Source organism: Bartonella sp. AA78NXGY, from assembly GCF_042197005.1.
In the GTDB taxonomy this organism is placed as follows: Bacteria; Pseudomonadota; Alphaproteobacteria; order Rhizobiales; family Rhizobiaceae; genus Bartonella.
Map to the genome: position 1 here is coordinate 78,166 of NZ_JBHIRI010000008.1, position 26,429 is coordinate 104,594.

The 26,429-nt window shown below is 34.5% G+C and carries 20 protein-coding genes and 1 tRNA gene; 10 read left to right on the forward strand and 11 right to left on the reverse strand.

The window, feature by feature from the left end; genetic code table 11:
* The first annotated feature begins 331 nt into the window (after positions 1-331).
* Both ACFINL_RS05985 and ACFINL_RS05990 read left to right on the forward strand, forming a co-directional pair.
* Entirely contained in the window at positions 332-871 is a 540-nt protein-coding gene (locus ACFINL_RS05985) for a helix-turn-helix domain-containing protein (protein ID WP_375611979.1), read from the forward strand.
* 387 nt (positions 872-1,258) lie between these two features.
* Positions 1,259-1,438 (forward strand): DUF1508 domain-containing protein, encoded by a 180-nt coding sequence (locus tag ACFINL_RS05990; RefSeq protein WP_142416545.1) that lies wholly within the window; start codon positions 1,259-1,261, stop codon positions 1,436-1,438.
* Between the two features lie 753 nt (positions 1,439-2,191).
* Here the strand turns inward: ACFINL_RS05990 and ACFINL_RS05995 are convergent.
* The 3 genes from ACFINL_RS05995 to ACFINL_RS06005 form a co-directional block, all read right to left on the reverse strand.
* Positions 2,192-2,503, reverse strand: a complete 312-nt coding sequence (locus ACFINL_RS05995; protein ID WP_375613354.1) for a hypothetical protein — start codon at positions 2,501-2,503, stop codon at positions 2,192-2,194.
* A gap of 305 nt (positions 2,504-2,808) precedes the next feature.
* Positions 2,809-3,057 carry a hypothetical protein gene (locus ACFINL_RS06000; RefSeq protein ID WP_375651030.1) on the reverse strand — a complete coding sequence of 83 codons (249 nt, stop codon included), beginning with the start codon at positions 3,055-3,057 and terminating at the stop codon, positions 2,809-2,811.
* A 21-nt stretch (positions 3,058-3,078) separates the two neighbouring features.
* Positions 3,079-3,204 (reverse strand): hypothetical protein, encoded by a 126-nt coding sequence (locus tag ACFINL_RS06005; protein ID WP_375611975.1) that lies wholly within the window; start codon positions 3,202-3,204, stop codon positions 3,079-3,081.
* Between the two features lie 607 nt (positions 3,205-3,811).
* Here ACFINL_RS06005 and ACFINL_RS06010 point away from each other — a divergent pair.
* The gene (locus ACFINL_RS06010; protein ID WP_007347852.1) at positions 3,812-4,126 is read left to right on the forward strand and encodes a helix-turn-helix domain-containing protein; all 315 of its coding nucleotides are present in this window, start codon (positions 3,812-3,814) and stop codon (positions 4,124-4,126) included.
* On the opposite strand, the gene ACFINL_RS06015 is transcribed toward ACFINL_RS06010, so the two are convergent.
* Positions 4,050-4,232 (reverse strand): hypothetical protein, encoded by a 183-nt coding sequence (locus tag ACFINL_RS06015; RefSeq protein WP_375611974.1) that lies wholly within the window; start codon positions 4,230-4,232, stop codon positions 4,050-4,052. The two genes, ACFINL_RS06010 and ACFINL_RS06015, sit on opposite strands and share 77 nt — an antisense overlap.
* Positions 4,233-5,929: 1,697 nt before the next feature.
* Positions 5,930-6,006: transfer RNA gene (locus ACFINL_RS06020), tRNA-Ile, on the reverse strand.
* 170 nt (positions 6,007-6,176) lie between these two features.
* Here ACFINL_RS06020 and ACFINL_RS06025 point away from each other — a divergent pair.
* Positions 6,177-6,920 (forward strand): SIMPL domain-containing protein, encoded by a 744-nt coding sequence (locus ACFINL_RS06025; RefSeq protein WP_375611973.1) that lies wholly within the window; start codon positions 6,177-6,179, stop codon positions 6,918-6,920.
* A gap of 29 nt (positions 6,921-6,949) precedes the next feature.
* Here the strand turns inward: ACFINL_RS06025 and ACFINL_RS06030 are convergent, their stop codons facing one another.
* The 3 genes from ACFINL_RS06030 to dnaG form a co-directional block, all read right to left on the reverse strand.
* Positions 6,950-7,411, reverse strand: coding sequence for a YcgN family cysteine cluster protein (locus ACFINL_RS06030; protein WP_375646443.1), 462 nt, complete (start codon positions 7,409-7,411; stop codon positions 6,950-6,952).
* Between the two features lie 610 nt (positions 7,412-8,021).
* A complete protein-coding gene (gene rpoD / locus ACFINL_RS06035) occupies positions 8,022-10,037 on the reverse strand; it encodes an RNA polymerase sigma factor RpoD (protein WP_375611971.1) in 2,016 nt (671 codons plus the stop codon).
* Positions 10,038-10,410: 373 nt separating this feature from the next.
* Positions 10,411-12,348: a DNA primase gene (gene dnaG / locus ACFINL_RS06040; RefSeq protein WP_375651033.1), complete on the reverse strand. Its 1,938-nt coding sequence runs from the start codon at positions 12,346-12,348 to the stop codon at positions 10,411-10,413.
* Between the two features lie 134 nt (positions 12,349-12,482).
* Here dnaG and ACFINL_RS06045 point away from each other — a divergent pair, with 134 nt between their 5' ends.
* The 4 genes from ACFINL_RS06045 to ubiC all read left to right on the forward strand — a co-directional run bounded on the left by ACFINL_RS06045 (position 12,483) and on the right by ubiC (position 18,226).
* Positions 12,483-13,700, forward strand: coding sequence for a mechanosensitive ion channel family protein (locus ACFINL_RS06045; RefSeq protein ID WP_375632320.1), 1,218 nt, complete (start codon positions 12,483-12,485; stop codon positions 13,698-13,700).
* Positions 13,701-13,769: 69 nt separating this feature from the next.
* Positions 13,770-15,461, forward strand: a complete 1,692-nt coding sequence (locus ACFINL_RS06050) for a Na/Pi cotransporter family protein (protein ID WP_375611968.1) — start codon at positions 13,770-13,772, stop codon at positions 15,459-15,461.
* Positions 15,462-16,318: 857 nt separating this feature from the next.
* The gene (locus ACFINL_RS06055; protein ID WP_375651037.1) at positions 16,319-16,570 is read left to right on the forward strand and encodes a GlsB/YeaQ/YmgE family stress response membrane protein; all 252 of its coding nucleotides are present in this window, start codon (positions 16,319-16,321) and stop codon (positions 16,568-16,570) included.
* 1,149 nt (positions 16,571-17,719) lie between these two features.
* A complete protein-coding gene (ubiC, locus tag ACFINL_RS06060; protein WP_375611966.1) occupies positions 17,720-18,226 on the forward strand; it encodes a chorismate lyase in 507 nt (168 codons plus the stop codon).
* Between the two features lie 679 nt (positions 18,227-18,905).
* Here ubiC and ACFINL_RS06065 read toward each other — a convergent pair.
* Positions 18,906-19,403 (reverse strand): GatB/YqeY domain-containing protein, encoded by a 498-nt coding sequence (locus ACFINL_RS06065; RefSeq protein ID WP_375611965.1) that lies wholly within the window; start codon positions 19,401-19,403, stop codon positions 18,906-18,908.
* A 235-nt stretch (positions 19,404-19,638) separates the two neighbouring features.
* On the opposite strand from ACFINL_RS06065, the gene carA reads away from it, so the two are divergent.
* Positions 19,639-20,835: a glutamine-hydrolyzing carbamoyl-phosphate synthase small subunit gene (gene carA, locus ACFINL_RS06070; protein ID WP_375611964.1), complete on the forward strand. Its 1,197-nt coding sequence runs from the start codon at positions 19,639-19,641 to the stop codon at positions 20,833-20,835.
* Positions 20,836-21,707: 872 nt separating this feature from the next.
* Here the strand turns inward: carA and ACFINL_RS06075 are convergent.
* Positions 21,708-22,928, reverse strand: a complete 1,221-nt coding sequence (locus ACFINL_RS06075; protein WP_375611963.1) for an MFS transporter — start codon at positions 22,926-22,928, stop codon at positions 21,708-21,710.
* Positions 22,929-23,476: 548 nt separating this feature from the next.
* On the opposite strand from ACFINL_RS06075, the gene ACFINL_RS06080 reads away from it, so the two are divergent.
* The gene (locus ACFINL_RS06080; protein ID WP_375611962.1) at positions 23,477-24,316 is read left to right on the forward strand and encodes a DUF1460 domain-containing protein; all 840 of its coding nucleotides are present in this window, start codon (positions 23,477-23,479) and stop codon (positions 24,314-24,316) included.
* 717 nt (positions 24,317-25,033) lie between these two features.
* On the opposite strand, the gene ACFINL_RS06085 is transcribed toward ACFINL_RS06080, so the two are convergent.
* A complete protein-coding gene (locus ACFINL_RS06085) occupies positions 25,034-25,942 on the reverse strand; it encodes a cation diffusion facilitator family transporter (RefSeq protein WP_375611961.1) in 909 nt (302 codons plus the stop codon).
* Positions 25,943-26,429: the final 487 nt, after the last annotated feature.

The following is a 26,429-nucleotide window of genomic DNA, read 5'->3' on the forward strand; positions in this document are numbered from 1 at the left end:
TTCATCTAAGCACACCCAGTACCAATCCAAAGTTTGCATCTCTTTAAAGTTGCATCTATTAATGCAGAGGTGTATAGAATATATATGGTAAAGTTACATGAAAATTCTCTCAAAAAAAGCAAGAGACAAATGTAGCAACAAGGAATTTTGTTTTGAAGTGAATATCAATTGTCAATACAATAAGTGCAAGATTGCTTTCTATCTACACAAATAAAAAAATAACAAGAAATTAAAGCTATAATATTGACATTATATCATAGAATATTAATACATAGTGTGCTTTTATTATTTAATGATTTATACCATGATGATTTACCGAGGGAGATAATTCGTGGCACGTCCTGAAACTGAATCAAAAACCATATTTGGAAAACGTTTACGTTATGTACGTCTTGCTTTAGGCGATCCATCACGTGAAACCTTAGCTAAAAGTTTTAGCATGACAAAAAATTCCATTGCTTTTTATGAGCGTGGAGAGAGAGAACCCAATCTTAGTGTCTTACAAACATACCGCACGTTATATGGTGTCAATATTAATTGGCTTTTAACTGGACAAGGAAAAATGTTTGACACCGAATATACAAAAGGTGATTTTGACTGGAATTATTTTATTAAAAAAATCGAGGGACTGGAAGAAACACTTGCCGATAGTGATCGTAACGAAAAACTAAATCAAGAAAAAATCGACAGTTCTTATGAAAAATTGCAGCAATATTTGTCAAGACAAGGTTTATCAAATGGTTTTAACCCTAAAACTACAACCTCTCTTATCGATATGAAAGCTAAAATGGCCAATTCTTATACTCTTAGCTTATTCATTGATTTGCTCATTCGAAGCGTATCCCAAAAAGAGGTTATAGCTAATCAATAAACGTCTATTTCAAAAGAAAAAGCAAGAAATGATTAAACACCAGTATGGAAAAAAGTATTTTTTACTTTATCCATGCTGGTGAAGTTTTATATAATTTATAAACTTTATTTCTGTAACGACAGAAAAATATTTGCATTGTAAATGAAAGTATAGTGTCTTTAAATTAAAAAAAATAATTTTATAGTATAAAATTCTCATTCATATCTTATTGACAATAAATTTTTTCTTGTTAAAAGAATAATAGCTCTCATAGAAATTATTTTTAAGGTCAGAAAATTTAAGGGGAATATATTGACGACTTCCTAGAGAGACATACATTAATGTTTACAAGCGGATTAGTTAAATATTTATCCTGAAAATTATCAGCTATTTTATGAGGTGGGAAGCATGTATTTTGAGGTGTTTCAAGGAGTTCACAATCAATGGTACTGGCGTTTAATCTCAGGAGATGCACAAAAAATTGCTTTTTCTAGTAAAGGTTATCCAACAAAACAAGATATCCTAATCAATATTGAGCAAATAAAAGAAATTACACATAAGGCTCTTATTAGAGAACTACAGTCCTAACATTCTTTACCATTAAAACAAGCGTTTATTTTGTATAATGGTATGGTAGTTACTTTTGTGATAAATGAAAAGTGATTGATTTGCCCTCAATGAGAGGAAGTTTTTGTATTATTTCTGACACTCACAAAGAACATTCATATTCTTACAGATTATATGTTTATTTTCAATCATACTCAAATCTCTATAGCCTTTATAAAAAAGAAAATCTCTTAAGTTTTGTATTTTTCATAAAAAATAAACGCACATGAAGAGAAGATAAATCATCAATGAGAAATATATTTACTCTAAAAGATATTAATATCTTTTACGTTCATATTCCTCTTCTGTATCTGATAATCATAACTGACTTACCCATTTCATCTTCATAAAAAGCAAATATCTCTTTCTTTCTATTATCATGCAATTTTTTATACCTATTAGCTGAAACTATCGTAGCATTTATACCTTACATCTAAAAAGAACGTGCAAAACTGTTTCCAGCAATAATATAAAATTGCTGGATTGTATAGACGCGCTTTTTAATAACTAGCCTACCTATAAACTGGTTTATCATCATAAACTCTTATTTTATGATCAACGACGCTCTGTCTTATAAACTTAAATATTTTCATAAAATCAGAGTAAACTTGAATATTCTCTTCCAATACAATCTCTCCATCAGCACCATAATTGGCTTCATTAAAGTTTATCTCTCTCGTCATTCCAATCTTCCTAACACATTTCCAAACCCTTTAATGCAAAATATGAATACAATCACTCTTTATCATCTTCAGATTTAAGCATTTTTTTATATTTCTTTTCATTTTTTTCATATTGCTTAATTTGTTTTTTCAGTTTTTCAATTGCTTGGTCGCGTCTTTTAATCACCATACTTTGCTCTCTAATAGCCCTATCTCGTTCTTCAGTCATCTTCATAGAATCTCTTAAAAACTCATGCTTTATTCTTCTAGATTCCTCTTTTAAAATTTTCACTTGACTGCGATAATATAAAGAAAATCGAAATATAACCCCGCTGCACAACAAAACAACAATCATTGCTCCCAATAAAATTTCGTTTACACTCATTTGGATCTCCCTTAATTGTCGCTCAAGTGATCATCTTGACCAATTTGTTTCATCCTCAATCAAAAAAAGAATGCAATAAATCGCATGTTCCAAGTGTGAACAATCACTCTCGGCGTTCTTATTTTCTCCATTAAAGCATTGATAAATGACGCAAACAAATCTCTGAAAGCGGCTAAATCTACACTCACACCAATTATTTGCGACATATTTATTGACACAAAATACAAAAAATAAGGAACGTCAAATAAAACTAACGACGCAATCCAATCATACAAGCCTTGCCCAAATCGTTCCTATCTTCCTTTTTACGCCATGTGGAATGCGGCTATATATGAAAGTTTTTCATTATTACAAAAATCTTCAGTGTCACAAAGCACAGCATTTCTGTAAAATTTTGCCTTCCCACAAACCTTTACATCACCACAAATTAAAGCATCATTATAAACTCGAGCCTTTCTAAAATCACGAGTATCACCACAAAATTCAATACATTGAGCATTCAAAACTTGATCAAAAAAGACCGCATTAGCATAAACATATGCATCTCCACTCATATTCAAATAACGATAAAGTTCTTATTTTTCATAAACATGCGAACTCTTACGAACCACTAAACAACCATATGTTAATGCATTGTTATCAATAACAACATCATTATAAACACAGACTTCATTATAAACCGCAGCATCATAAAAACACATTCATCCCCATAAGGGCATTGATCGAATGTACAATTCTACCAAACAACCACCTTTGTGGATCAGATTACCTTCCTGTTTAATAAAATATCCAAGATCACTTTTTTGATATTTCCCATTTTTTTACGCATATATACGATATACCATCTGATAGTGATCTAATTTATTACAATAAAGAAGAAATCAGTATTCTTTGCTATGCAATTTACATTTTTTCTACAGCCATTATCCTATCTCTTAAGGCTCTAAAGCTTCGTTATATTCACACACTACCTCAACGCAGAATTTTTTTACAAATTCTGATGTTGGGGTATATCTTGATTTATAATGCTGCTACGTATACTATCATAGTGAAATCTCATAAACATACGAGTGTGTATCGCCCTTTCTGGTATACACATTTACTTTTTCACAACCGTGGAACTAAGCAACCATTTTTATTGATTCGAATCTGAAAGTGTATGGGGACATTTTGTTATTAGTTAAAAACAACTCTATATGCTTCCTTAGCGAAGAGCTACACATGGATATTTTCACGCTCCTTGTATCATATATTCTGGATTCGCAACGCAATATTAACGCTATAGCGTAAATATGTAAAGGTCTAAAAATGACAAAGACTGAAAAAGATTGGTTCCAACGCTTAGTTGAATTGATAAAAAGTGACGGACGAACAATGATTGAAATAAGCAGAGCTGCAGGCTGTGGACAAAATTACGTCCAACAAATGATAAATGGAGGCAAGAGACCTTCTGTAGATAAACTCATGGCTATTTTGAATACACTGGGAAATGCTAGTGCCATATATGTAATAACTGGTTTCAATATCTCCGATGAAGACTTAAAACTCATAACTTTGATTTCGTCTGGAGATAAAAAGAAGATTGAAGCCTTAAATGTTCTGTTGAATGAGCAGAATCTGTAGCATTTTCTACTTTATCCAATATCGCTTGCTTTTGAGACGTCGATAAAGACTCCCATTTCACAATAATATCAGATAAAGTTGTTTCAAATTTTTTATCATTCTTCATAGTCATACTCCATGTAGTCACACTATATAACGCTAAAGCGTTCAAAATATATCTCATACCTTAGAAAAAAATATTTGCAATAGGCAGTATGGAAGCAATTGTGTACAAACTTATTTTACAAAATCAGATGAAGTTCTATTAGTCATGTACCATAGTGAAACAGAAAGCATCACACGATCCAGACCTTCTTATGAAAATTGGTATAATCTATCAAAAACGCGAATAATGTTACGCAGATCTTGCGATTCGGACCAATAAAAACTAATGTGAAAATATCCCTGAAGACACTCCTGAACTCTATATAAGAGAACACGAAAAAGCTTTTTTGAAAAAAATACATCACAATTTATTCTACATAGCACCATCTATGTTTTTTTAACAATATTGCAAAGCAAGAATATAACAATGTTATAGGAATAAATTCTTATAAACAGAGCCACACTACCTAAAACTCTGTAACACATTTACAGGTAACCTCTCCTCTAAACGCACCTTGTAAATACTAATATAAGTCTCTATCATAAGCAAAAATGATACTATTAAAAAATAAAACGAATCATCACGCACAATCTTTGTACGTAAATTTTATACAGATTTACAACAAGAGAGAAATTCCCTTATGCAAATGAAGAATTATATTTTCAAAGTATGACTTTGAAGAAGAAGTATACTTTTCCAAAAAAACACCCTCCCTGCCAATAATTTTTCATAAGAGAAAAAACTCATAATAAAGATAAAACTCTCTATACGATCAATACGAGAAAAATGTTAGCAATACAAAAAAGTGCTAGGTTTACCGCAATATTGCCAATTCCTTATCAGAGTAAAATCAAAAAAGACATCTGCTCTTCAATAATAATTCGGATCACATGAAAACTCTATAATTTAAACATTAAGCAAAAAATACACAAAAACAGAAAATGGTATTTTAACAAATTTTCCAATATCATAGAAAACATTTCTTACAGAATAATAAAATGCTTATTACAATAGAATCTGGATGATGCAAAGCGATAGAAACAATCACTCAATTGACTTTTCAAAGAACAATTAATAAAATTCTTTTCAGAAAACACGCCACCGTCACTATGAACAATATTTCTCAAGACATTAAATAGAATTCCTTTCTTGGGAAAAAGAAAATATCAACAAATGTTATCATCGTTGCCCCCATGATACATATGAATGCCCATAGATCACATTCTCTTATACACTAACCTTTCATCACAATGATGCTATTCGAACATCTAAAAAACATTAACATCACTTAGAAAAAAGCAAATTTACACTAAATGTTTTTTGAGCCATTTGTTCTGAACAGGTACAATCTTTAAAATTGGTTTTATTGAGGTCTGTTTATTTGCAGAACAAGTATAAATAAACTTATCCAATGAAGCTTTTAGCCTTCTATTTTATGAAGAACACCATATAGAAAAAGTACAAAACAGTATATGAATTAAGAAAGTAAATAGCGACCCATATCAGTTAATCCAAATGCTAAAAGGTTGCAAATGAGAGAACTTCTTTGATGAGACTAAGAAAACATACCATCATATTAAAGCGACTGAGAGGAAAAACTGCAACAAACAACGACCAAAAGCTTCTAAAACAAACAGGAAAATAAATAAAAAACGAAAAAGGTAGAATCTCAAAACTTTTATATAAACGATCCATTTTTCTATTGTACATTTCCCTATTGGTGGGCCCGGAGGGACTCGAACCCCCAACCAAGCGGTTATGAGCCGCTGGCTCTAACCAATTGAGCTACAGGCCCCACATAGGTTGTTTCTCTCTAAACTAAAATGCCCTATGATACAAGAGCTGACAAAGATTATAACCCATCTTTTTCTCTTTTCTATTGGTTTTTTTTTCAGTGCTCTAATTTCTTTACAAAAACTCTTAAAAATGAGAGAATAATTAACTGACAAATATAAAGGTATAGATATGATAGAAAAGAAAATTCAACCACTGAAGAGTTCTCTGGTTAAAACAGTTATATTAGCATTTACACTCTTAGCCACATCGTTGACTGTACGTGCTTATGCTGAAGAGAATAAAATGAAAAATGCAACGATTACAGTGACAGCAATCGGAGAAAGTCAAGCAGCACCGGATATGGCCATTATTAATCTAGCCGTTGTTACCTATGACAAAACTGCCCAAAAGGCATTAGATTCCAATAATCAATCCATCAATGATATTATAAACGCTTTTAAAAACAATGGCATCCAAGCAAATGATTTGCAAACATCAGGCTTATCCATTTATCAGTCGACCTCTGATAAACACCACGAAAAAAAGAATAATGAAAAACTCTATCATGTTTCAAATTCTTTAACGGTGCGCATTCGTGATCTTACCAATGCTGGTAAAATCTTTGATCAAGCGATGACACTAGGTGTTAATTCAGTTAACGGCATTACTTTTACCAACGCAGATACAAAGCCATTTTATCAAGAAGCACGTAAAAAAGCCATTACTGAAGCCATTGAAAAAGCGCAAACGATAGCGCAAGCAGCCGATTTAAAATTAGGAAAAATTATTGAAATCAATGAAAAGGATGATTACTATCACCCAACACCACGTCTCATGAGTAGAGCAGCAGATGTAAGCTACGCAAATACAAATTTTGCAGGTGGTGAATTAAATTATAACGTGAGCGTCACTGTAGTCTTTGCGATCGATTAAGTCACAAACAAGTTGTATAAAAAATCATATTACTGGCCTTCACGTAGAAGACCAGTAATGTGATAAAGATAATCTTCCTCAGATAATAATTCGTCTTCGTAAATCTCTATTTGTCCGCGTGCAGAAATACGCGCTGTATGTACCGTCTGACAATCCCCTGATACCAATGGATGCCACCAATGAAGATCTTTTCCCTCATAAATTAATCTATAAGCACAACTTTCTGGAAGCCAACGCGCTGTTTTAACTGTCGTAATATCTAGCGATATACAATCTGGTACAATTGATTTACGATGAGCATAATCTCGACACCTGCAGGTTTCCCCATCTAAAAGACGACAAGCAATACTGGTTGCATAAAGGTCACCCGTATCATCGTCCTCAACTTTATGGAGACAACAACAGCCACAGCCATCACAAAGGCTCTCCCACTCAGAAATGGAAATCTCTTCTAATTTTTTTACTTTCCAAAAGGGAAGTTCTCCACTCATAAACTCAGACACACCTTTTTTAATTAAGACGATCTATAAAAAATGAAACGTTTAATTTCTATAATTTTATCTATTTCTGTCTCTTAAAAAGATTCAACTCAATGTATACTTTAAACCATGTTCTTAAAAGCTATCTGAATAAAAAGAGAATATTCAAAAATAGCGCATATAAATGAACATAACCTATTGAAACATCTCTTTGTAAACTTAACGAAGAATAAAATGCGTCACCTAAAATGATAGAAAAATTCCGCAAAGAATATACATTTTTCATCAAAAAGTCCGTATGTTGCAATATAAGTTTATTCCTAACAGATCTCATTTCTTAAAAACGAGCCGCGCTATACGCAAGGTAATGTTTTTATCGTTCATTTCTTGAAAGCCCCCTACTCTCTACTCCATAACCACCCTTTGCCCTATATCTATTCTTTTGAGACAGAGAAGTATAAAGCCCCAAAGCTAAGAGAAACATTAAACATCGAAAACTTTCTAGATTGTTCAAATTCTTCCTATGTTTTTCTCAAGAAAGTATCCAAGTACAACATGAAGCACCTCCCCCCTTCATTAAGAAGAAAGAGGGAGTTATTAAAATGCACACGAATTCTTTTATTTAAGAATCGAGAAAACTGCGCAATTTTCGTGAACGGCTAGGATGTTTCAATTTACGAAGTGCCTTTGCTTCAATTTGACGAATACGCTCTCTTGTAACTGAGAACTGCTGTCCCACTTCTTCCAATGTGTGATCGGTATTCATCCCTATTCCAAAACGCATCCGCAAAACACGTTCTTCTCGTGGTGTTAATGAAGCAAGAACGCGTGTTGTCGTATCTCGCAGATTAGCTTGGATAGCTGCATCAATTGGTAATAAAGCATTCCTATCCTCAATAAAATCACCCAAATGGGAATCATCTTCATCACCAACAGGCGTTTCGAGAGAAATGGGTTCTTTTGCAATTTTAAGAACTTTTCGTACTTTTTCTAACGGCATAGAAAGCTTGCTAGATAATTCTTCTGGTGTTGGTTCTCGTCCAATTTCATGGAGAATCTGACGCGAGGTACGAACAATTTTATTAATTGTTTCAATCATATGAACAGGAATACGAATTGTACGTGCCTGATCAGCAATTGAACGTGTAATAGCTTGACGAATCCACCATGTTGCATAAGTTGAAAATTTGTAGCCGCGCCGATATTCAAACTTATCCACAGCCTTCATCAAACCGATATTGCCCTCTTGAATAAGATCAAGAAACTGCAAACCACGATTGGTGTATTTTTTTGCAATTGAAATGACAAGACGCAAATTAGATTCTACCATCTCTTTTTTTGCAATTGTTGATTCGCGTTCACCTTTCTGCACCTGCATAACAATCCGACGAAATTCACCAATCGAAATAGCCGTTTCTTGCGCAAGATTTTGTATCTCACTTCGCAGTTTTTGGATTTCTTTTGCTTCACGCACCGAAAACTCTTTCCAACCAGGTGTAGGCAAAGCAGCAATATAATTCATCCAATCTGCGTCCAATTCACGCCCTTGGTATTCTTTTAAAAAATCCTCATGGCCAATGCCATAGCTATTGGCAATCCGTTTCAGCTTACCTTCATTATGAATCAATCTCTTATTAATGTCATAAAGCTGTTCAACCAAAGCTTCGATACGATTTTGGTTTAAAGAAAGAGATTTTACTGCTTGAATCAACTCACCCTTTAATTGAATATATTTCTTCTTCTGAGAAGATGTAAGGGCCCCCTCTTTACGCTCTGCCAAACTGCTTTCAACATGCTGATCTTGTAATTTTCGTAATTTTACATAGGTTTGAGCAATAAAATCTAATGTTTCCATAACTTGAGGACAAAGTTCATTTTCCATTGCAGCAAGCGATAAGTTAACATCGTCCTCGTCCTCTTCATCATCGTCTTCAATGTTTCTCTCTCCTGCGCTCTCCCCCATATTACGTATACCAGAAGACATTTTTTCTTCTACGGTCTTATCAACTTCACTTCGCTCAATAACAGGAGCCTGCTTTGCTTCTGGACCAGCATAAGTCGTTTCAAGATCAATAATTTCACGAAGAAGAATACGCTGCTCTTTTAACTCGTCACGCCAGATAATAAGAGCCTGAAAAGTCAAAGGACTCTCACAAAGTCCTGCAATCATTGTCTCACGCCCTGCTTCAATACGCTTAGCAATGGCAATTTCGCCTTCCCGCGAAAGAAGCTCAACAGCTCCCATCTCACGCAAATACATACGCACCGGATCATCCGTACGATCTGTTACTTCGCGTTTATTCGTTGTCGTTGCAATTGCGTGGCTAGAGGCTTCTACTAAATCACCCCCCTCTACCGTAACTTCTTCTTCATAATTTTCAGACTCGACTTCATCCTCATCATCCACAACATTAACCCCCATCTCAGAGAACATCGCCAAGATATCTTCAATTTGTTCGGATGTAACCTCGTCAGAAGGAAGAACTGCATTGAGTTCATCCATTGTTACGTAACCATTTTTTTTGGCAAGTTTAATCATTTTCTTGATGGCATCATCAGAAAAATCAAGAAGAGGACTATCCAAACTCGCTTGGTTTGTTACTTCTGCATTATCTTTCTGTTTAACCTTTGTTGCCATACCATAACTCCACTCGATCACTTCACAGTTTCCATGTGACCAGTTTTTTTGTTCTCACTAAAATCTACCAATAGTTACTCATATATACTTCCTGTTAAGAGATTACCATTGGAAAGAATACATTTTGTATACGCCCTGACATCCAGACAAACTTGACATCCAGACAAAAACGCGGGAAAACTCCAGAAGTTTCCCCGACACCTCTCAGCCCTTCTGAGATAATCTCTGCACCCTATCGTAAGAACCAATTTCCCGCTTTTCCTAAAATTTACCCGCTTTTCCTAAAATTTAATTGTCATCTTTATAAAAATGTCACTCCACATAAACTTCCTCATCTAAAATTTAAGTGACTGATTCGCATTAAAAAAGCGAATCATTTTATCGTATCTTGTGTATTCCCGTCTATTTTTTCATCCAACCAACTTCCAAATCCTTCAATTAACGCTTCTGTTGCCTGCATCTGCTCCAGCTCATTTTTTACCTCACGAAGCAGATCAAAAACCTCACTCTTAGGATTTTCTACAAGTTGCTCTTCAATATCCTGTAACCTCTTATGTAGGTGGTGTTCTTGAAGATGCAAGTAGACAGCTTGTTTTAATATAGCACGCGCATCTTCTATAGGGGCTCCACCAGGAATAATACGCATACCAATATTTTGCACAAGATGTTTCATACGCTCTAACAGAGCCTTTTGCCCTCTTTTTTCTAAGAACGCAACCATCGTCTCTTTATCATGAAGCTGTTGGTCCCCAAGAATTTCCAACATAGCTTGGTGAAAAATTATCAATTGAGTATTTTTTAATTCTAACTCAGAAAGAATTTCAAAATTTTCATACCACAACTCAGGATAGTAAGCTAAAGTGAGTAAAATCACTGCTTCACGCAAAGGGATAGATTGCGAAGAATTTCGTACTATTTCAGAATTTGCTAACAGAGAAAAGGTTTGATCTTTAAAGGTCCTATTTGGTGAAGATTGACCATATCGCCCTTCCCCCTTTTGTTTTGAAAAAGAGGGACGAAAAAAATCAAAAAGGCGTTTTTTTACATCTTGCAAATAATAACGACGGACATCTTCATCCTTAATCGTAAAAATTTGTTGTTTTAGTTGTTTTTCTAGCGCTGCTCGTGCCTCTGGAATTTCAAAATGCTTTCCATAGGTAGCACGCCACCATAAAAGCTCACTCAAAGGAATAGCTTTTTGCAAAAAAGAAGAAAAAAGCTGTGCTCCACCAGCACAAACAATTTCATCAGGATCTTTCCCTTGTGGCAACAAAACAAAGCGTACACAAACCCCAGCCTTTAAAAGAGGCAACACACGATCAGCAACACGAAAAGCAGCTTTTAAACCAGCATCATCACCATCAAAACACAAAATAGGCTCCTTCCCCATCTGCCATAAAAGCTCAATTTGCGCTTCCGTTAATGCTGTCCCTAAGGGCGCTACAACTCCTTCAAAACCAGCTTTAGTCAATGCAATGACATCCATATACCCCTCAACAACAAGGAGTGAATGAATTTTTTCATCGCCAACAAAGCGACTATTTTTGCGAGCTGCTGCTGCGTTATAAAGTATATTTCCTTTATGAAACAGCACTGTTTCAGGGCTATTGAGATATTTTGCTCGTGTCTCTTTCTCTAATGCACGCCCTCCGAAAGCCACCACACGTCCGCGCAAATCTTCGATAGGAAACATAATGCGATTTCTAAATCGGTCATAAGAATCTGCGCTCTCCTCATGCACTGAGAGAAGCCCACATTCTTCCATTTGCTTTATTGAAATGCCCCGTGCACTCAAAGCTTCTTTCAAAGCTGTACGCCTTACCGGTGCAAAACCAATGCGGAAACGCTCTACAAGCTCTGGTGTAACACCACGTGCATCCAGATAACGACGTGCTTGCGTACCTTCTTTATCGCGTAAATTATATTGAAAAAAATCTGTAGCAATTTTCATCACATCATAAAGGTCAGCTTTTTCCAGTTGACGTTTATGACTTTGTGAATCCAAAATAGGGAGTTTTATTCCCGCAAAATCAGCCAAACGCTCTACACTTTCTGAAAAGTGCAATCCATCAAGCTCACACAAAAAGGTAAAAATATCTCCACTTACACCACAACCAAAACAATAATAGCGCCCTTTATGATCATCACAATGAAAACTTGGCGTTTTTTCACCATGAAATGGACAACAACACCAAAAGTCTCCCCGTGAAGGCTTACTTTTTCGAGGATCAAAATCCACCCGTTGACCAATCACTGTTGAAATTGGGAGTCTCGTACGCAGTTCATTAAGGAAATCGGGCGGAAAACGCATTATCTCTCACAGAGTTTGAAAATTCTTTTTTGCATATTTAACGACTTTAGAGCATAATTCCAATACTTCCTCTTAAGCAGTTGTAAAATTTTAAATCCTCAACTGCATATATTTTTAGAAATGGAGAATAAAAAGTGATCGAATTTATTGCTCAATATCCGTGGTTAGAGGCTATTTCTTGGCTTGTTATTCTTACTATAGCTGCCCTTTTAGTGAACTTTCTAGGACGAAAATTACTTATTCACGGAGCAAAAAAACTCTCTTCTTTTCTCCCCAAAAATACAACGATCGATATTAATAATGCTATTCAATACATAGCGGATATCATTTCAGCTTTTATTCTTTCAATTGGTGTTAATTTTATCTCAACATTGCCCGATGCATTTAGCACTGTCATCAGTAATGTTGCCAACGCCTTCATTATCTTCTTTGTCGTCCTGACAATTTCTTCCTGTCTCAATGTCATTAACATCCTTTACGAACAACGACCAACAGCACGACTAAAACCAATAAAAGGTTATATTCAAATTGCTAAAATTGCACTTTTTGCTGTTGCAACAATTTTAATGGTCGCTACATTGATTGACCGTTCCCCTCTTATTCTCTTCTCCGGTCTTGGTGCAATGGCCGCGGTTCTCATGTTAATTTTTCAAGATACGCTTCTTTCTCTCGTTGCCGGTATTCAAATTTCATCTACTGATATGGTTCGTGTTGGGGATTGGATTGAAATCCCCAATCTCGGTGCCGATGGTGATGTTATTGAAATTGCCTTGCATACTGTTAAAGTTCAAAATTTCGACAACACCATCACCTCAGTTCCTATCCGTAAACTTGTGACCGACCCTTTTAAAAATTGGCGTGGAATGCAAGAATCGGGTGGCAGACGCATCAAACGCTCTCTTTTTATTGATCAATCAAGTATCCATTTTCTCACAAAAGAAGAACAAAAATATCTTTCCCGATTTAATTTATTAGAAAATTATTTCACACAAAAAGTAGCAGAAATTGATCAATGGAATGCTCAATTAGATAAAAATCATGATGTCTTAGCCAATACGCGCCGTTTAACCAACATTGGAACTTTTCGTGCTTATGTTTTTGCTTATCTACAACAGCATCTAAACATCAACCCTAATATGACCTATATGGCACGACAATTACCTCCTACAGAAAATGGTTTACCCTTAGAAATCTATTGCTTTACGAACACCACCGTTTGGATCGACTATGAACAAATTCAAGGCGATATCTTTGATCACCTTTATTCCATTCTGCCCTGTTTCGGTCTAAAGGTTTTTCAAAATCCAAGCGGTTATGATTTTAATCAAGTATTAAAAGCAAAAGTGAAATAAAAACAATAAACTTCAATTTATTAATTTGAGGCAACCACATTCACAACAACAAAGAAAGAATAAAGTATCATGAATGGTTCATTGGTACTCCTTCATCTTGCCGGCGCTATTTCTTTACTTCTTTGGGCCACACGCATGGTGCGCACAGGAGTTGAACGCGCTTATGGTGACAGACTTAAATATAAAATGTGCCACGTCGTTTCAAAACCATTGTTTGCCGTAAGTTTTGGACTTTTTACAGCAATGATTTTACAAAGCTCTACAGCAATAACACTCCTCGTTGGCTCTTTCGTTGAATCTGGTTTTGTCTCTGGAGTAGCAGGACTTATGGCTGTACGTGGAGGAGAATTAGGATCAGCAATCGTTGTAAAAATTCTCACCTATGACCTCACTCTTGTTGTACCCTTATGTCTTTTAATTGGCACTTGTATCTTCATGACAACAGAAAAACGTGAATGGCGTCAAATAGGACGTATTGTCATCGGTATTGGTCTTTTGATTTTATCTTTAGAGATGATAAGTACCGCGACAGAACCTTTACGTGAAAGCGAAATTTTACCTAGCATCATTCGTTATCTTTCAACCGATCCTATTTCCACTTTTTTGTTGGCTGCTGGCTTAACCTACCTCTTACATTCATCCATTGCAGGAATCATTTTGCTGGTCAATTTTGCCAACTACGATCTTATCCATACGCAACTCTGTGTTGTCATGGTTCTTGGTGTCAACTTTGGCTCTTCTCTTATAGCACCACTTTTAACGCGCAACGCCTCTCCTAATACCCGCCTCGTTCCCTTAGGAAATTTACTCATGCGTGGGGCAGGGTCAATCCTTATACTTATCTTATTTCTCTCCTTTCACCCTCCCATCACATGGCTTGGCAATAACGCCCCTACTCAAGTGATCAACGCCCATATCATTTTTAATGTTTTCATTCTCCTTGCTGGAATACCACTTTCAAAATGGGTTTTAAAATTAACCACTCAGATCGTGAATATAAGTGCAAAAAAAATGCAAGCCGACAAAACGCTCAATTTATCCGATCAAACAGCTCTTGATGACAGTGTTCTTGATCGCCCAACTCTCGCCCTCTCGAATGTCATGCGTGAAGTCATTCATATTTGTGATCTTGTAGACATCATGCTAGAAAAAATTATGGGACTTTATGAAAAGCCTGATCCCAATATTATTCGTGAACTCAACCAACTCAACACCATATTGGACAAAAAACATATCGCCATCAAACTTTATCTTGCCCGATTAGCGGGACAAAAATTATCTGACGAAGAAGCTCTTCAAACGCAAGAACTTCTAGGCGCCTGTATAAAATTAGACCAAGCAGGCGATATCATTATTCATAATATGTTGATGCTGGTTAAAAAGAAACAACAAAAAGGTTTACAGTTCAGCAGCGAGGGCTGGAGTGACCTCCTTCGTTTCCACGCCATTGTACTAGCCAACGCGCATATAGCATTTAACGTTCTCGTCTCACGTGATACACACACTGCACACCTATTGGTACAAAAAAAAGATCAGCTACGAAACTTAGAAAAAGAGATGAGTTTAAAACATTTTAAACGTCTGCGTGAAGGGGATCTCAAAAATGTAGAATCATCCAGTCTTCATCTCGACACTGTACGCGACCTTAAACAAATCAACTCTCTTTTGACCTCAATGATCTACCCCATTTTAGAAGAACAGGGACTTCTTCAAAGTTCTCGTCTACGCAACCCTGCTGAAGAACAAGCAGAAAAAACTTAAACTTTTCAAATAACTTGAATAAAACACACATCACATCGATTATTCAATTTTGAATATGGTCAAGATATTGATCTAATCAATAATATCTTATTATTCGATAATTTAAATGAGCTTTCTTCATCGTAAGTTTCTTTCATTTAAAATCTATTCATGATGATTTGCTCAAAGTCATTTGCTTGCACATTACAAACAAAGCAGCATGTAGAATAGAACTCTTGAAGAAAGATGTAAAAATGCCTAACCATCTCAAAGCCAAGACTGTTAAACACATAAAGAGTAGGTCAAGAGTATGATAGTTCCAACCTAAACCCGCCTTGTAAAAAGGGAACCGCTTCACAGTAGCAGCGAAACAGAAATACTCTATAAGAAATACAAAACCCCACAAAAATGCAACATTTATATCAAGATTGGTAGAGGTTCAACCTATACAGCCATGCTATAACGTATCAACGAAACAGTTTTCATTTCAAACATCATTGATATCAATTGGCAAGCTCCAAACTTTTAAATATCCATTTTACTTATTGCTTTAATCACAATTGTTTTTTTAATTTAAGAGAGAGATTTAAAAAGCTTATAAATACACTTTATGAGTTCTTAGAACATTTCTACTAATATTTTCTTCTTTTATTCATATTTATCAATTAATTAATTTATTTATAAATTAAAATATGTTGTATATTTATACTTATTAAGTATTATTATTATATAAATGTGAATATTATTTTTATATAAAGGAAAGTAATAAGTAAAATATCTAAAAGAAATATCCTTTCCACTGGTTAAAAAAGGAATAAACCTTGATTTTTACAAAGTTTACTCTAGTTACAATTTAAATTCAGGCAAAGGAGGGTATCATGGAAAATGCAAACATCGGTTGGATTGCTGCTATTATTATCGGCGGGATTGCAGGTTGGGCAGCACAGTATATTATGAAAAGCCAAACAGGAATATTGTTAAATATTATCGTAGGAATTATTGGCGCTGCGCTAGCAAGCTTTCTTTTTAGTCTTTTAGGTGTAAGTTTTGCTGGTTGGCTTGGCTATCTTATTTCAGGTTTTATAGGAGCCTGTATTCTTATATGGATAGGACAAAAAATTCGATCATAGAGTATTTATTTTTTACACCTTTTGGAATTCAATACAAAACTAGGAAACAACGAGCAGAGTTTGAAATATTTTCTTGTAACTTGGTGTTACCAATTTTGATATGATGGTGAGATGCTTAAGCTGCGATTTTAGGCATACACCATCACCGTATTATAAAACGAAATGCAGTAAAGAACTTTATAACGCACCATTTCATACCTATATAAACTTACGCATATCAGGAGAGATATGTTGCGTTATTTTAACGAAATACGAACTGATTTATGTACCACGTGCGCAAATCCAGCATATCTCACTGTAATAACAATTCATAAGGTTACAAAAATCACTAACGATGATTAAAAATTCTACCGTATAATGCTTAACACCTATACACTCTATCAACAATACCCTTTTTACCGAAAAACTCGAAGCGCTTTTTTACATTCTTAAGAAATAAAGAGAGACGGCAAGAATAAAATGATAAATATTTTTTCTAATCTATGAAATAAAATAGTATCTAAAATAAATATGAAAATTAAATTATAATGTGTTTTTTTAAATTTATTTTTAATAATAAAAATATATAAGTAAAAATTAATAATATTAATGCAAATTTATTATAAAATTAATACACATTATGTGATGTAATATTTCAAAATTTTAATAATATAATATATTTTGCAAAAATATATGCATTACTATAAACTTCTTGATTATAAAGAATACGATCTCCTTTACATCTCAATTCAAAAGATTTGAATATCTCTTCTCTTTCTAAAGTATAAAATAAAGTTTTGTTCCTCTTAAAATTTCCTCTTTATATCATCTTGCATAGATGAATTTTTAGCTCTTCTTTATATGCGTTACAAACGAATTTTAAAGCACGAAACATTTTTCCCATTGCTCTCATGCGATAAAGAAATTTCCGTAATGCATTGTGAAAGCGCCTTGAACAAAACATAATACTTTATTTTGCTTTTTTAAATGAAAATAATCCTATAATATATACTTCCTGCATATCTTCTTTTAAAGACCTTTGCTTTCGATTTTCCCTTTGATATCTTCCTGTTAAAATCTTGCTGCTTTTATACTCCTTGTATTACAATAGAGCTATCTATTTAACCCAACATAACATATGGAATAAGACTTTAGCTGTGGAGTAAAACGATGTCTGATCTTGAAGATTCCATCTTACCACCTCTAAAGTGGTTCTCTGATCAAAATCCTCCAATACCAGAAAATGTTCGCGATTGGCTCATGGAATCGGGCTCAATGACGCTTCGATTAAAGAAATATTGTACCTGCCTCCAAGTTCAACCACAACGCGAATGTTTTATTACGCGAGATAAATTAACAGAAGAAGCAGAGCATCTCCCCGAAAATGCGCGTTATTGGCTACGCGAAGTCATATTAATGGGAGATAATAAACCTTGGCTCCTTGGACGCACTGTAATTCCACAAGAAACCCTCCTACACAATCAAGCCTTGATGCATTTGGGAACTGTACCTCTAGGACATTATTTATTTAACAATGACAAATTAACCCGCGATTACATTCATATTGGTCAACAAGGTGCGCTATGGGCACGCCGTTCCCGTTTGCGGTTAACGGGTAAGCCATTGTTGCTAACTGAACTATTTTTAACAGATTCACCACTGTATCCCCACAAATAGAGGTTACTCATTTTATTCTGCATAACTTATAGATTTCATATAGCTTATAAGGGATTTAATCAGAGAAAAGAATTTCAAAATCATCTCAAGAACACATTAAAAACAAAGATTTCTTTTCAAAATATCCTTTTATTTCATCAACTCAGCTTAAAAAAATCTCTTCCCTAGAAAAAACGTTCTAAAATTCTGATTTTCTTATCATTAAAACCAGCACTTGAATTAAAAAGATACACACCATATTGATAAAACCATCTATATTTAAATTTCTTGCTGAATAATCACTACTCTAAAATACGGTAACTCTTTATCAAACAAATGCTTTGAAACAGCAAAAAAGACAATAATACACTCCCCAAAATTGGAAATCTGTATCAATTAACTTAATCATCCTGTTTAAAAATTTTTAACAGTGCGAATAATAGATTTTTTTTAAAAAGTAAAAACTCTATAACCTTTTTGTTTTTTAATGGTCTAACAGCTTTGAAGAACAGAAAAATATAATACTTAAAAGAATGTTTATTGCTCTATAAGAGCCAAAAAAATTTCGCTGATATCAAAGAAATATTTTTTTGATAATAGTATGTATATAAAAAATAAATGATATTTATCAACATCCTACTGACTTACAAAGGCGACGCACAATAAAAAATATTTTCCAATCCCCTTGAATTAACAAGATCTATTGCAATTTTTGACGAAGACTATTGCACACTTTAGAAAAATTCATTTGCCCCGCATACCGTTCCTTAAGCCATGCCATCACCTTACCGATATCGCGTAATTTTTCTGCCTTTGTTTGTGCCAAAGCTTCACAAAGAACCTGTTCTACTTCCATCTCCTTAAGTTGATAGGGAAGAAATTCACGAATAACTTCTATTTCTGCTTGTCCTCTCTCTGCCAATTCCAAGCAACCAGACTCTTTATAGGCTCGCATCAATTCTTCACGCTGTTGAAGCATTTTAGTGAAAACAGACTGTATCTGCTGATCATCCACTTCTAGCTTCCCTTCATCATAATAAAGAATATCACGATCCCTAACTGCAGCATTCATTAAACGAAGTGTAGCAAGACGCGCACTATCTTGCGCTTTCAAAGCAGCCCTAAGAGCCCCATCAATCTGGTTACGCAACATAAATTTATCCAATTTTTGTTCAAGAAGAAGATGCCTTTTAACCAATCTTTATCCATCTTGCAATGGAGAATAAAAAAATAATTAAGGACTCGATCTTCGAAAAGCTAAAACAAGACTTTACCTCTTCATGGAATGTACTTATACTGCCTATTTCAAGCGAAACGTTACCAGAATAATATGCACAGCATCTGCTAAAGGTATGATTTTTGTGTAAAGTTGATCATTATACCTTTCAGAGAATAAGCCATCATACCTTTAGAATAAATTGTGGATACATACTATGATACAAGCGACTTCACCCAGCCACCCTTGGAGTATCAAAAAACCGACAGCCCTCTTAGTCTTAGCAGATGGAACCGTTATTGAAGGCAAAGGAGCAGGTGCTACAGGTATAGCTGAAGCTGAAGTGTGTTTTAACACCGCCATCACAGGCTATGAAGAAATCCTCACAGACCCGTCATACACACAACAAATCGTTAATTTTACTTTTCCTCATATAGGAAATGTAGGGGCAAATAGCGAAGATATTGAAGATCTCTCTCCTCTCAATTGTCATGGTGCTGTTGGCGCTATTTTCAAAGCAGACATTACACATCCCTCAAATTATCGATCCAATGAAAATCTTCATCAATGGCTTAAAACGCGTAAAATTATTGCACTTTGTGGTATTGATACACGTGCACTCACAATTCTTATTCGTGAAAAAGGTGCACAAAATGCTGTCATTGCACACGATGCTAATGGAAACTTTGATATTCCTTCTTTAAAGAAACGTGCGCAAAAATGGCAAGGTCTCGTCAATCTTGACCTTACGAAAGACGTGACATCTCAATCATCAATGCAATGGAATGAAAAACCATGGAGTTGGAATAAAGGATACGGTACAAACAATGTGCACAATCTTCATATCATTGCAATTGACTACGGTATTAAACGTAATATTCTTCGCCTTATGGCAACACAAAAAGCACGCATTACTGTTGTGCCTGCCCACACAACTGCAAAAGAAATTCTGGCAATGAACCCTGATGGCGTTTTTCTTTCTAATGGACCAGGAGACCCCGCAGCTACGGCTCAATATGCCATTCCAACAATCAAAACATTAATTGATCATAATTTACCAATTTTTGGAATATGTCTTGGTCATCAACTTCTCGCTCTTACGGTTGGTGCAAAGACCGTGAAAATGCACCAAGGACATCATGGTGCCAACCACCCAGTTAAAGACCTTAACACTGGAAAAGTTGAGATTGTATCGATGAATCACGGTTTTGCCGTAGATTCTTCCTCTTTACCACAACATGTTCAAGAAACACATATTTCTCTCTTTGATGGTTCAAACTGTGGTATTCGAATCATTGGAAAACCTGTTTTTTCTGTTCAATATCACCCCGAAGCTTCTCCTGGACCACAAGATAGCCACTACCTCTTTCAGCATTTTAGTGATCTCATTATGAATTATAAAAAAATATCTTAAAATAAAAAGCCTCACCTTTTAACTTCTCTCCTTTAAATTATATCATCTTCCTACGCACAATTATATTATTTTTATACCTACAACTTATTGAATAAATATTCTTATTGATCATTCTAAAACTAAAAAGAGCGCACTGAATAACTTAAATTTTTCTCCCTCCTCTTCTCTTAAGGTCGTATCCATCAAAATCATTGGCTTCTCCCCCCAAGCAAGGTAAGTGTATCGATAAAAACTATTTTTAAAAAGAGTAAAGTGTCTAAACTTCAAATAAGCATTTGATTCACAATACAATTTTAAGCATTCTATTGTGCATGAGAAGCATAACTCCTCCTAAAGAATAAAAAAAAAATTAAAGTGTGAGACAATGCAACAAATCTCTACTTTTTAAAAGATATTGCCGTAGATGGTTTTGAAAACTGTAAAGCCGAATAAAAAAGTAATAGCAAAACAGAAAACATCTTTTCAATTTTACAACTTTATATTCTTCCAAAATGAGGTTTTCTTTCGATTCCAGAAGTGATGCCAACAAATATAAGCAATATTTTACTTCCAATTTGCCATATAAAATTTGGAATTGTTCATACAATACTGATACATCTAACTCAGATACGTTTTAATCTTTGTTTTCAATATGCTGCTGCATTAGCACTGGATATTAATTTGCAAGCAATAGAAAAAATACGGACTCCCCCTCTACAAACAATATCACAAAATAAAAAAATTATTTTTACTAAATGAGAAGGATATATCGATATTTTATACAACACTTTGTGAAACAAATATCACAAAAACTTTCTGCCTATAAAATGATACATTTTGTTTATCTTGTGCATTCTTTAGCAAAATAGTACGTACCAGCCCCTCTCAACAAATTAACGTACCCGCAAGACAAAAATAACTGTCGCAACAACAAGAAGAAAAAAGCCTCCAACAAAAGGAGCACCAGAAAAATAAAACAGTGCATTTTTATCTGTAAAACATTCAAAAAGAAACACATAAAAAACAGAACCAAATGTTAAACTCAACGAAATAACAGATGTCATCGCTCCTTGCAGTTCTCCTTGTACATTTGTCGGTACCTGCGCTGAAGCAATAGCACGTATAGGTGCATGAACAAGATACTCGAGCATAGTACACACACAAACCATATAAACCATCCACCCCTGCGTCGCAAATGTATAACCCAGCATAGCAACAGAGGCAAACAAAAGCCCTACTATAACAATATGCCAATCACTCCATCGTTTAGAAAAATAAGGCAAAATGAGAGCGACTACAATAAATTGGCCTATCCCAAAAACACTATAGGAGAGTCCAATAGAAAAAGAACTCCAATCATAGCGTTCTTTTGCAATGAAAGCCCAAATGCTTAACCATACAGATTCCGCAAACCAATAAAGAAAAAAGACCAATAACACCCAAAGAACCATCGGGTATTGTTTCAGATGCCAAAAAGCACCTAAGGGATTTGCCCGCTTAATATCAAAAAAGCGCCTATTCCATAAAGAAAGGGTTTCTGGAAGCATAACCCAAGAAAAAATAAAATTAATGAGTGAAAAACCAACAGCAAAATAAAACGGAATACGCGGACCAAACTGACCTAAAAAACCACCAATAAACGATCCTAAAATAAACCCCAATGCGGATGCAATGCCTAACAGACCAAAATTGCGTGTACGGGTTTTATCATCAGATATATCCGCAAGATAAGCTGTACAAGTTGCAAAACTAGCGCCACTTATCCCTGACAAAAGACGCCCGATAAATAACATAGAATAGCTCCATGCTATAGCACATATGAGATTATCAAGAGCAAAGCAAATAATAGAGAGAAGCAAAATAGGACGACGACCATAACGATCAGAGAGATTGCCAATAACAGGAGCAAACAAAAACTGCATCACTGAATAAGCTGCAAGTAATTTTCCTCTTTCTACAAAAGATGTACTGACCTCTTTTCCAGTTAATTGAGAAAAATATTCAGGCAAAACAGGACAAATGATCGCAATACAAAGAATATCTAACAATAAAGTGATGAACACTAAAATGAGCCCACGCTGAACAAATTTCGGATTGAGCATTTGGTCTTGCATAACATACACACTATTTTACGCATACAATGACTCCCCCGCTCTCTTTTAACTCCCTTTTCCTTTTAAAAGTATTCTATGCTGTATAATTTTCATATATGAAATAATAACAAATTAAAAATTACAAAAAGAGTCAAGATAAAAATATAAAATTATTTTTTACTTGATATATCATTATCAAAGTATAAAAAATATCTTTTATATTAAATGAAAAAAATACTTATGAGAATAAATCATTAACAATTAATCGTAAGACATAGAATATCAAAATAATTTGATAGATATTATGATTAATTTTATAATACATTATTACAACTTATCATACTGCTAATTTTTAAAACATCAACTCTATTAGATAAATCAATGCCATATAATAATTTAAATATTTAATAATCATCGTAAAATATATTAATACTGTAAAAACTGATTATATTTATTGAATCAATTAATATTATATGTTATTATTACATTAAAATGCTAATAAGCATGAGAAAACAGTTCTTTTAGTACGTGTTGTCCGTGAACTGTTAAATTTAAAAATGGTGTGTAAAATGCAAAAAATATCCCTATTAATTCTCACTTTAATGTTAGTGATAGGACGTGATGTCCAAAATTCTTATTCACAAGAGGGGGGGATAGAAAATAAAATAGAAACACAACAAACAACCAGCGTAGAGCTAGATCCCTATACTTTAAATAAATTAAATGCTCTTCTCAAAAAACGTTCAGAAATAAATGATCACGAAAAAGGAGCCGTGATTGACTTTCTTTCTGAAGCTTTTTTAGGAACACCTTACAAAGCTAATATGTTACATGGCTCAGAAAATACACCAGAAAAACTGATTATTGATTTTAGAAGCTTAGATAACTTCACTTGTATGGATTATGTTGAAGCATTGCGCAAATCAACATCCCAAACAGAATTCATAAATAACGTCATAAAAACGCGTTATATTAACGGTAATGTTGATTTTTTAAATCGGAAACATTTTTTTACGGATTGGGCTTATAGAGAATATAAACTCGCCACTGATATTACCGCTGAAATAAGTCCCCATGCGGTAAAAATAGAAAAATATCTCAACAAAAAAGCTGATGGTGAAAGCTATCTTCCTGGACTTCCAGTTGTGAAACGCACAATAACGTATATTCCAAGTAACTTTATTAATGAAGAGGTTATAAGCCGTTTAAAATCAGGGGATTTCATTGGTATTTATGCAAAACTTGCTGGATTGGATGTAACACATGTGAGTTTCTTTATCATGACAGATAAAGGGCCGATGTTACGACATGCTCCTTCACACAAAGAAAATGAAAAAGTCGTCGATACCCCTTTTATGGATTATGTTGCAAAAACACCAGGAATCGTCGTTTTAAGAGCCCTTGAATAACATCATAGCGATATGAAATAGCTTTTCTATTCTTAATAGATATACTGAAGCTATTCAGATAAACGTCTAACTTTGTATAATCTACACGGATAAAATCATATTTGAAGAATGGCGGTTATAATTACCTTTACTGACTGAAGGCTGAAGGCAAGCAAAACTCTGTTATTTCTTGTATCATACTTTCTTTTCATATGCTCGAGCTAAGAATTATCTATAGACCACCGCCATTCTAATCTTTATGAATATAAAAAATATTTTTTTGCAAGCATAAGTAAAATAAGGTATGTTATGATTATTGTCTCACAAAGTATTTTATATAAAATTTATAATTAAGCTCTATTTCCTCTCGCCCTCAAAAACAAGAGATCTATTCTTGACAGCCCCGTAAACAATACATCTTCTTAAGCCAATTTCAGCGGATAACCATTTCATGTAATTCAATTAAACGCCACCAGCAAGCCTTACTGCTCGGCATTGACCGCGCACTCAAAAAATGCTTAAGAGATCAAATTTTATAGGTCTTATCTCACCACACCTTAAATGACAGTGTACGATAACAGAATAAATCTTGCCTTAAGAGACTCTGTTTAATCTTCCCCTTTATTGATGCAAAAATACAATCAACAAAAGAGCATCATCGTATTTTCAAGAGATATGAGTTGCCACACCGTAAAAAATTAATGTTCGTAACATGACAACCCATTTGAAAAAATCTTTTTATATAAAAGGGATTACCGTTGTACCGGGAGGCAATTTTGCCTCATCTTCAGGCTCGACATGAATAGAAATACGCACATTATCAAATTCTTTTTGAAGAACAGCTTCGATTTTATCACAAATTTTATGTGCTTCACCTACCGGCATTATAGCAGGCACAACCAAATGAAACTCTATAAAAGTAACCCTCCCAGCAACACGCGTCCGCAAATCATGGACCTCAAGCGCACCCGATGCATTTGCAGAAATCAGCTCACGAATCCGCATGCTTTCATTCAATTCAACGCCAACATCCATTAATCCCTGAACAGCATTTCTAATCACCTTCCAGCCCTGTAAGAGAATATTAACGGCAACGATTATCGCTAAAATTGGATCTAAAGCTCCCCATCCTCCGACAAAACCGGCAATTAAACCAATTAAAATTGCAAGCGACGTAAAAACATCAGTTATAAAATGTACTCCATCAGCTTTAAGAGCCGGTGAGCGATGGAGTTTTCCCTGCCCAATAAGAACCATTCCCCACATACAGTTTATGACAGTTGCAATAAGATGAATAACAAGCCATATTCCAGGTTTCTGCAACAATTTAACGGTAGAAAGAGCTATCCATGCTTCTCTTAAAATAACAATTGCCGCAATAATAATGAGTACCCCTTCAAGAATTGCGGAAAAATATTCCGCTTTATGATGCCCAAAGGGATGATCATGATCTGCTGGCTTCATACTCACTTTAACAGCCCACCATGCTGCTAATGACGCAAGAATATTAACGATTGATTCCAATGCATCAGAATAAAGTGCAACCGAACCTGTGATGTGATATGCCCAATATTTCAAAGCAAAAACAATACACGCAATAAAAATAGAGTATAAAGTTAAGCTTTGTATATTGATTTTTACATCCATGAACCTCATCCTTTTCTTCACGAAATAGGGAATTAATATTTTCAACCATATCATTATACTTTTGGCATAACGACGATCTTTCCTCAATATTACAGAAGCTTCATCATACAATAAACGCCTCAGCTCACCATTATTATCGTAAAAACTGCTCAGTTACACGAACAGCACCAATAAATAAAGAAGAGAGAAAATAATAGAAAGAAGAGTTTTCCCAAGAGCAATCAAACACATAACCTTCATTATTAATCGTTTTCTGAATAACTTAAAGCCATCTCACTTCTCATAAACGAAAAACTTGTTTTTGCTCAAATCTATCATGATCATGCATTATTTTTCAGTCTTATGATGTGCATTATAACCCATCTATAAGCCATCTTTGCACCTTAGAAAAAATATCTTAGCACTCTACGGTAACTTTACAGGTCAACTGGATTTTAAAATATGATTTACTAAAAAATTTAGATATAAAAAGAATAACAATGATTAC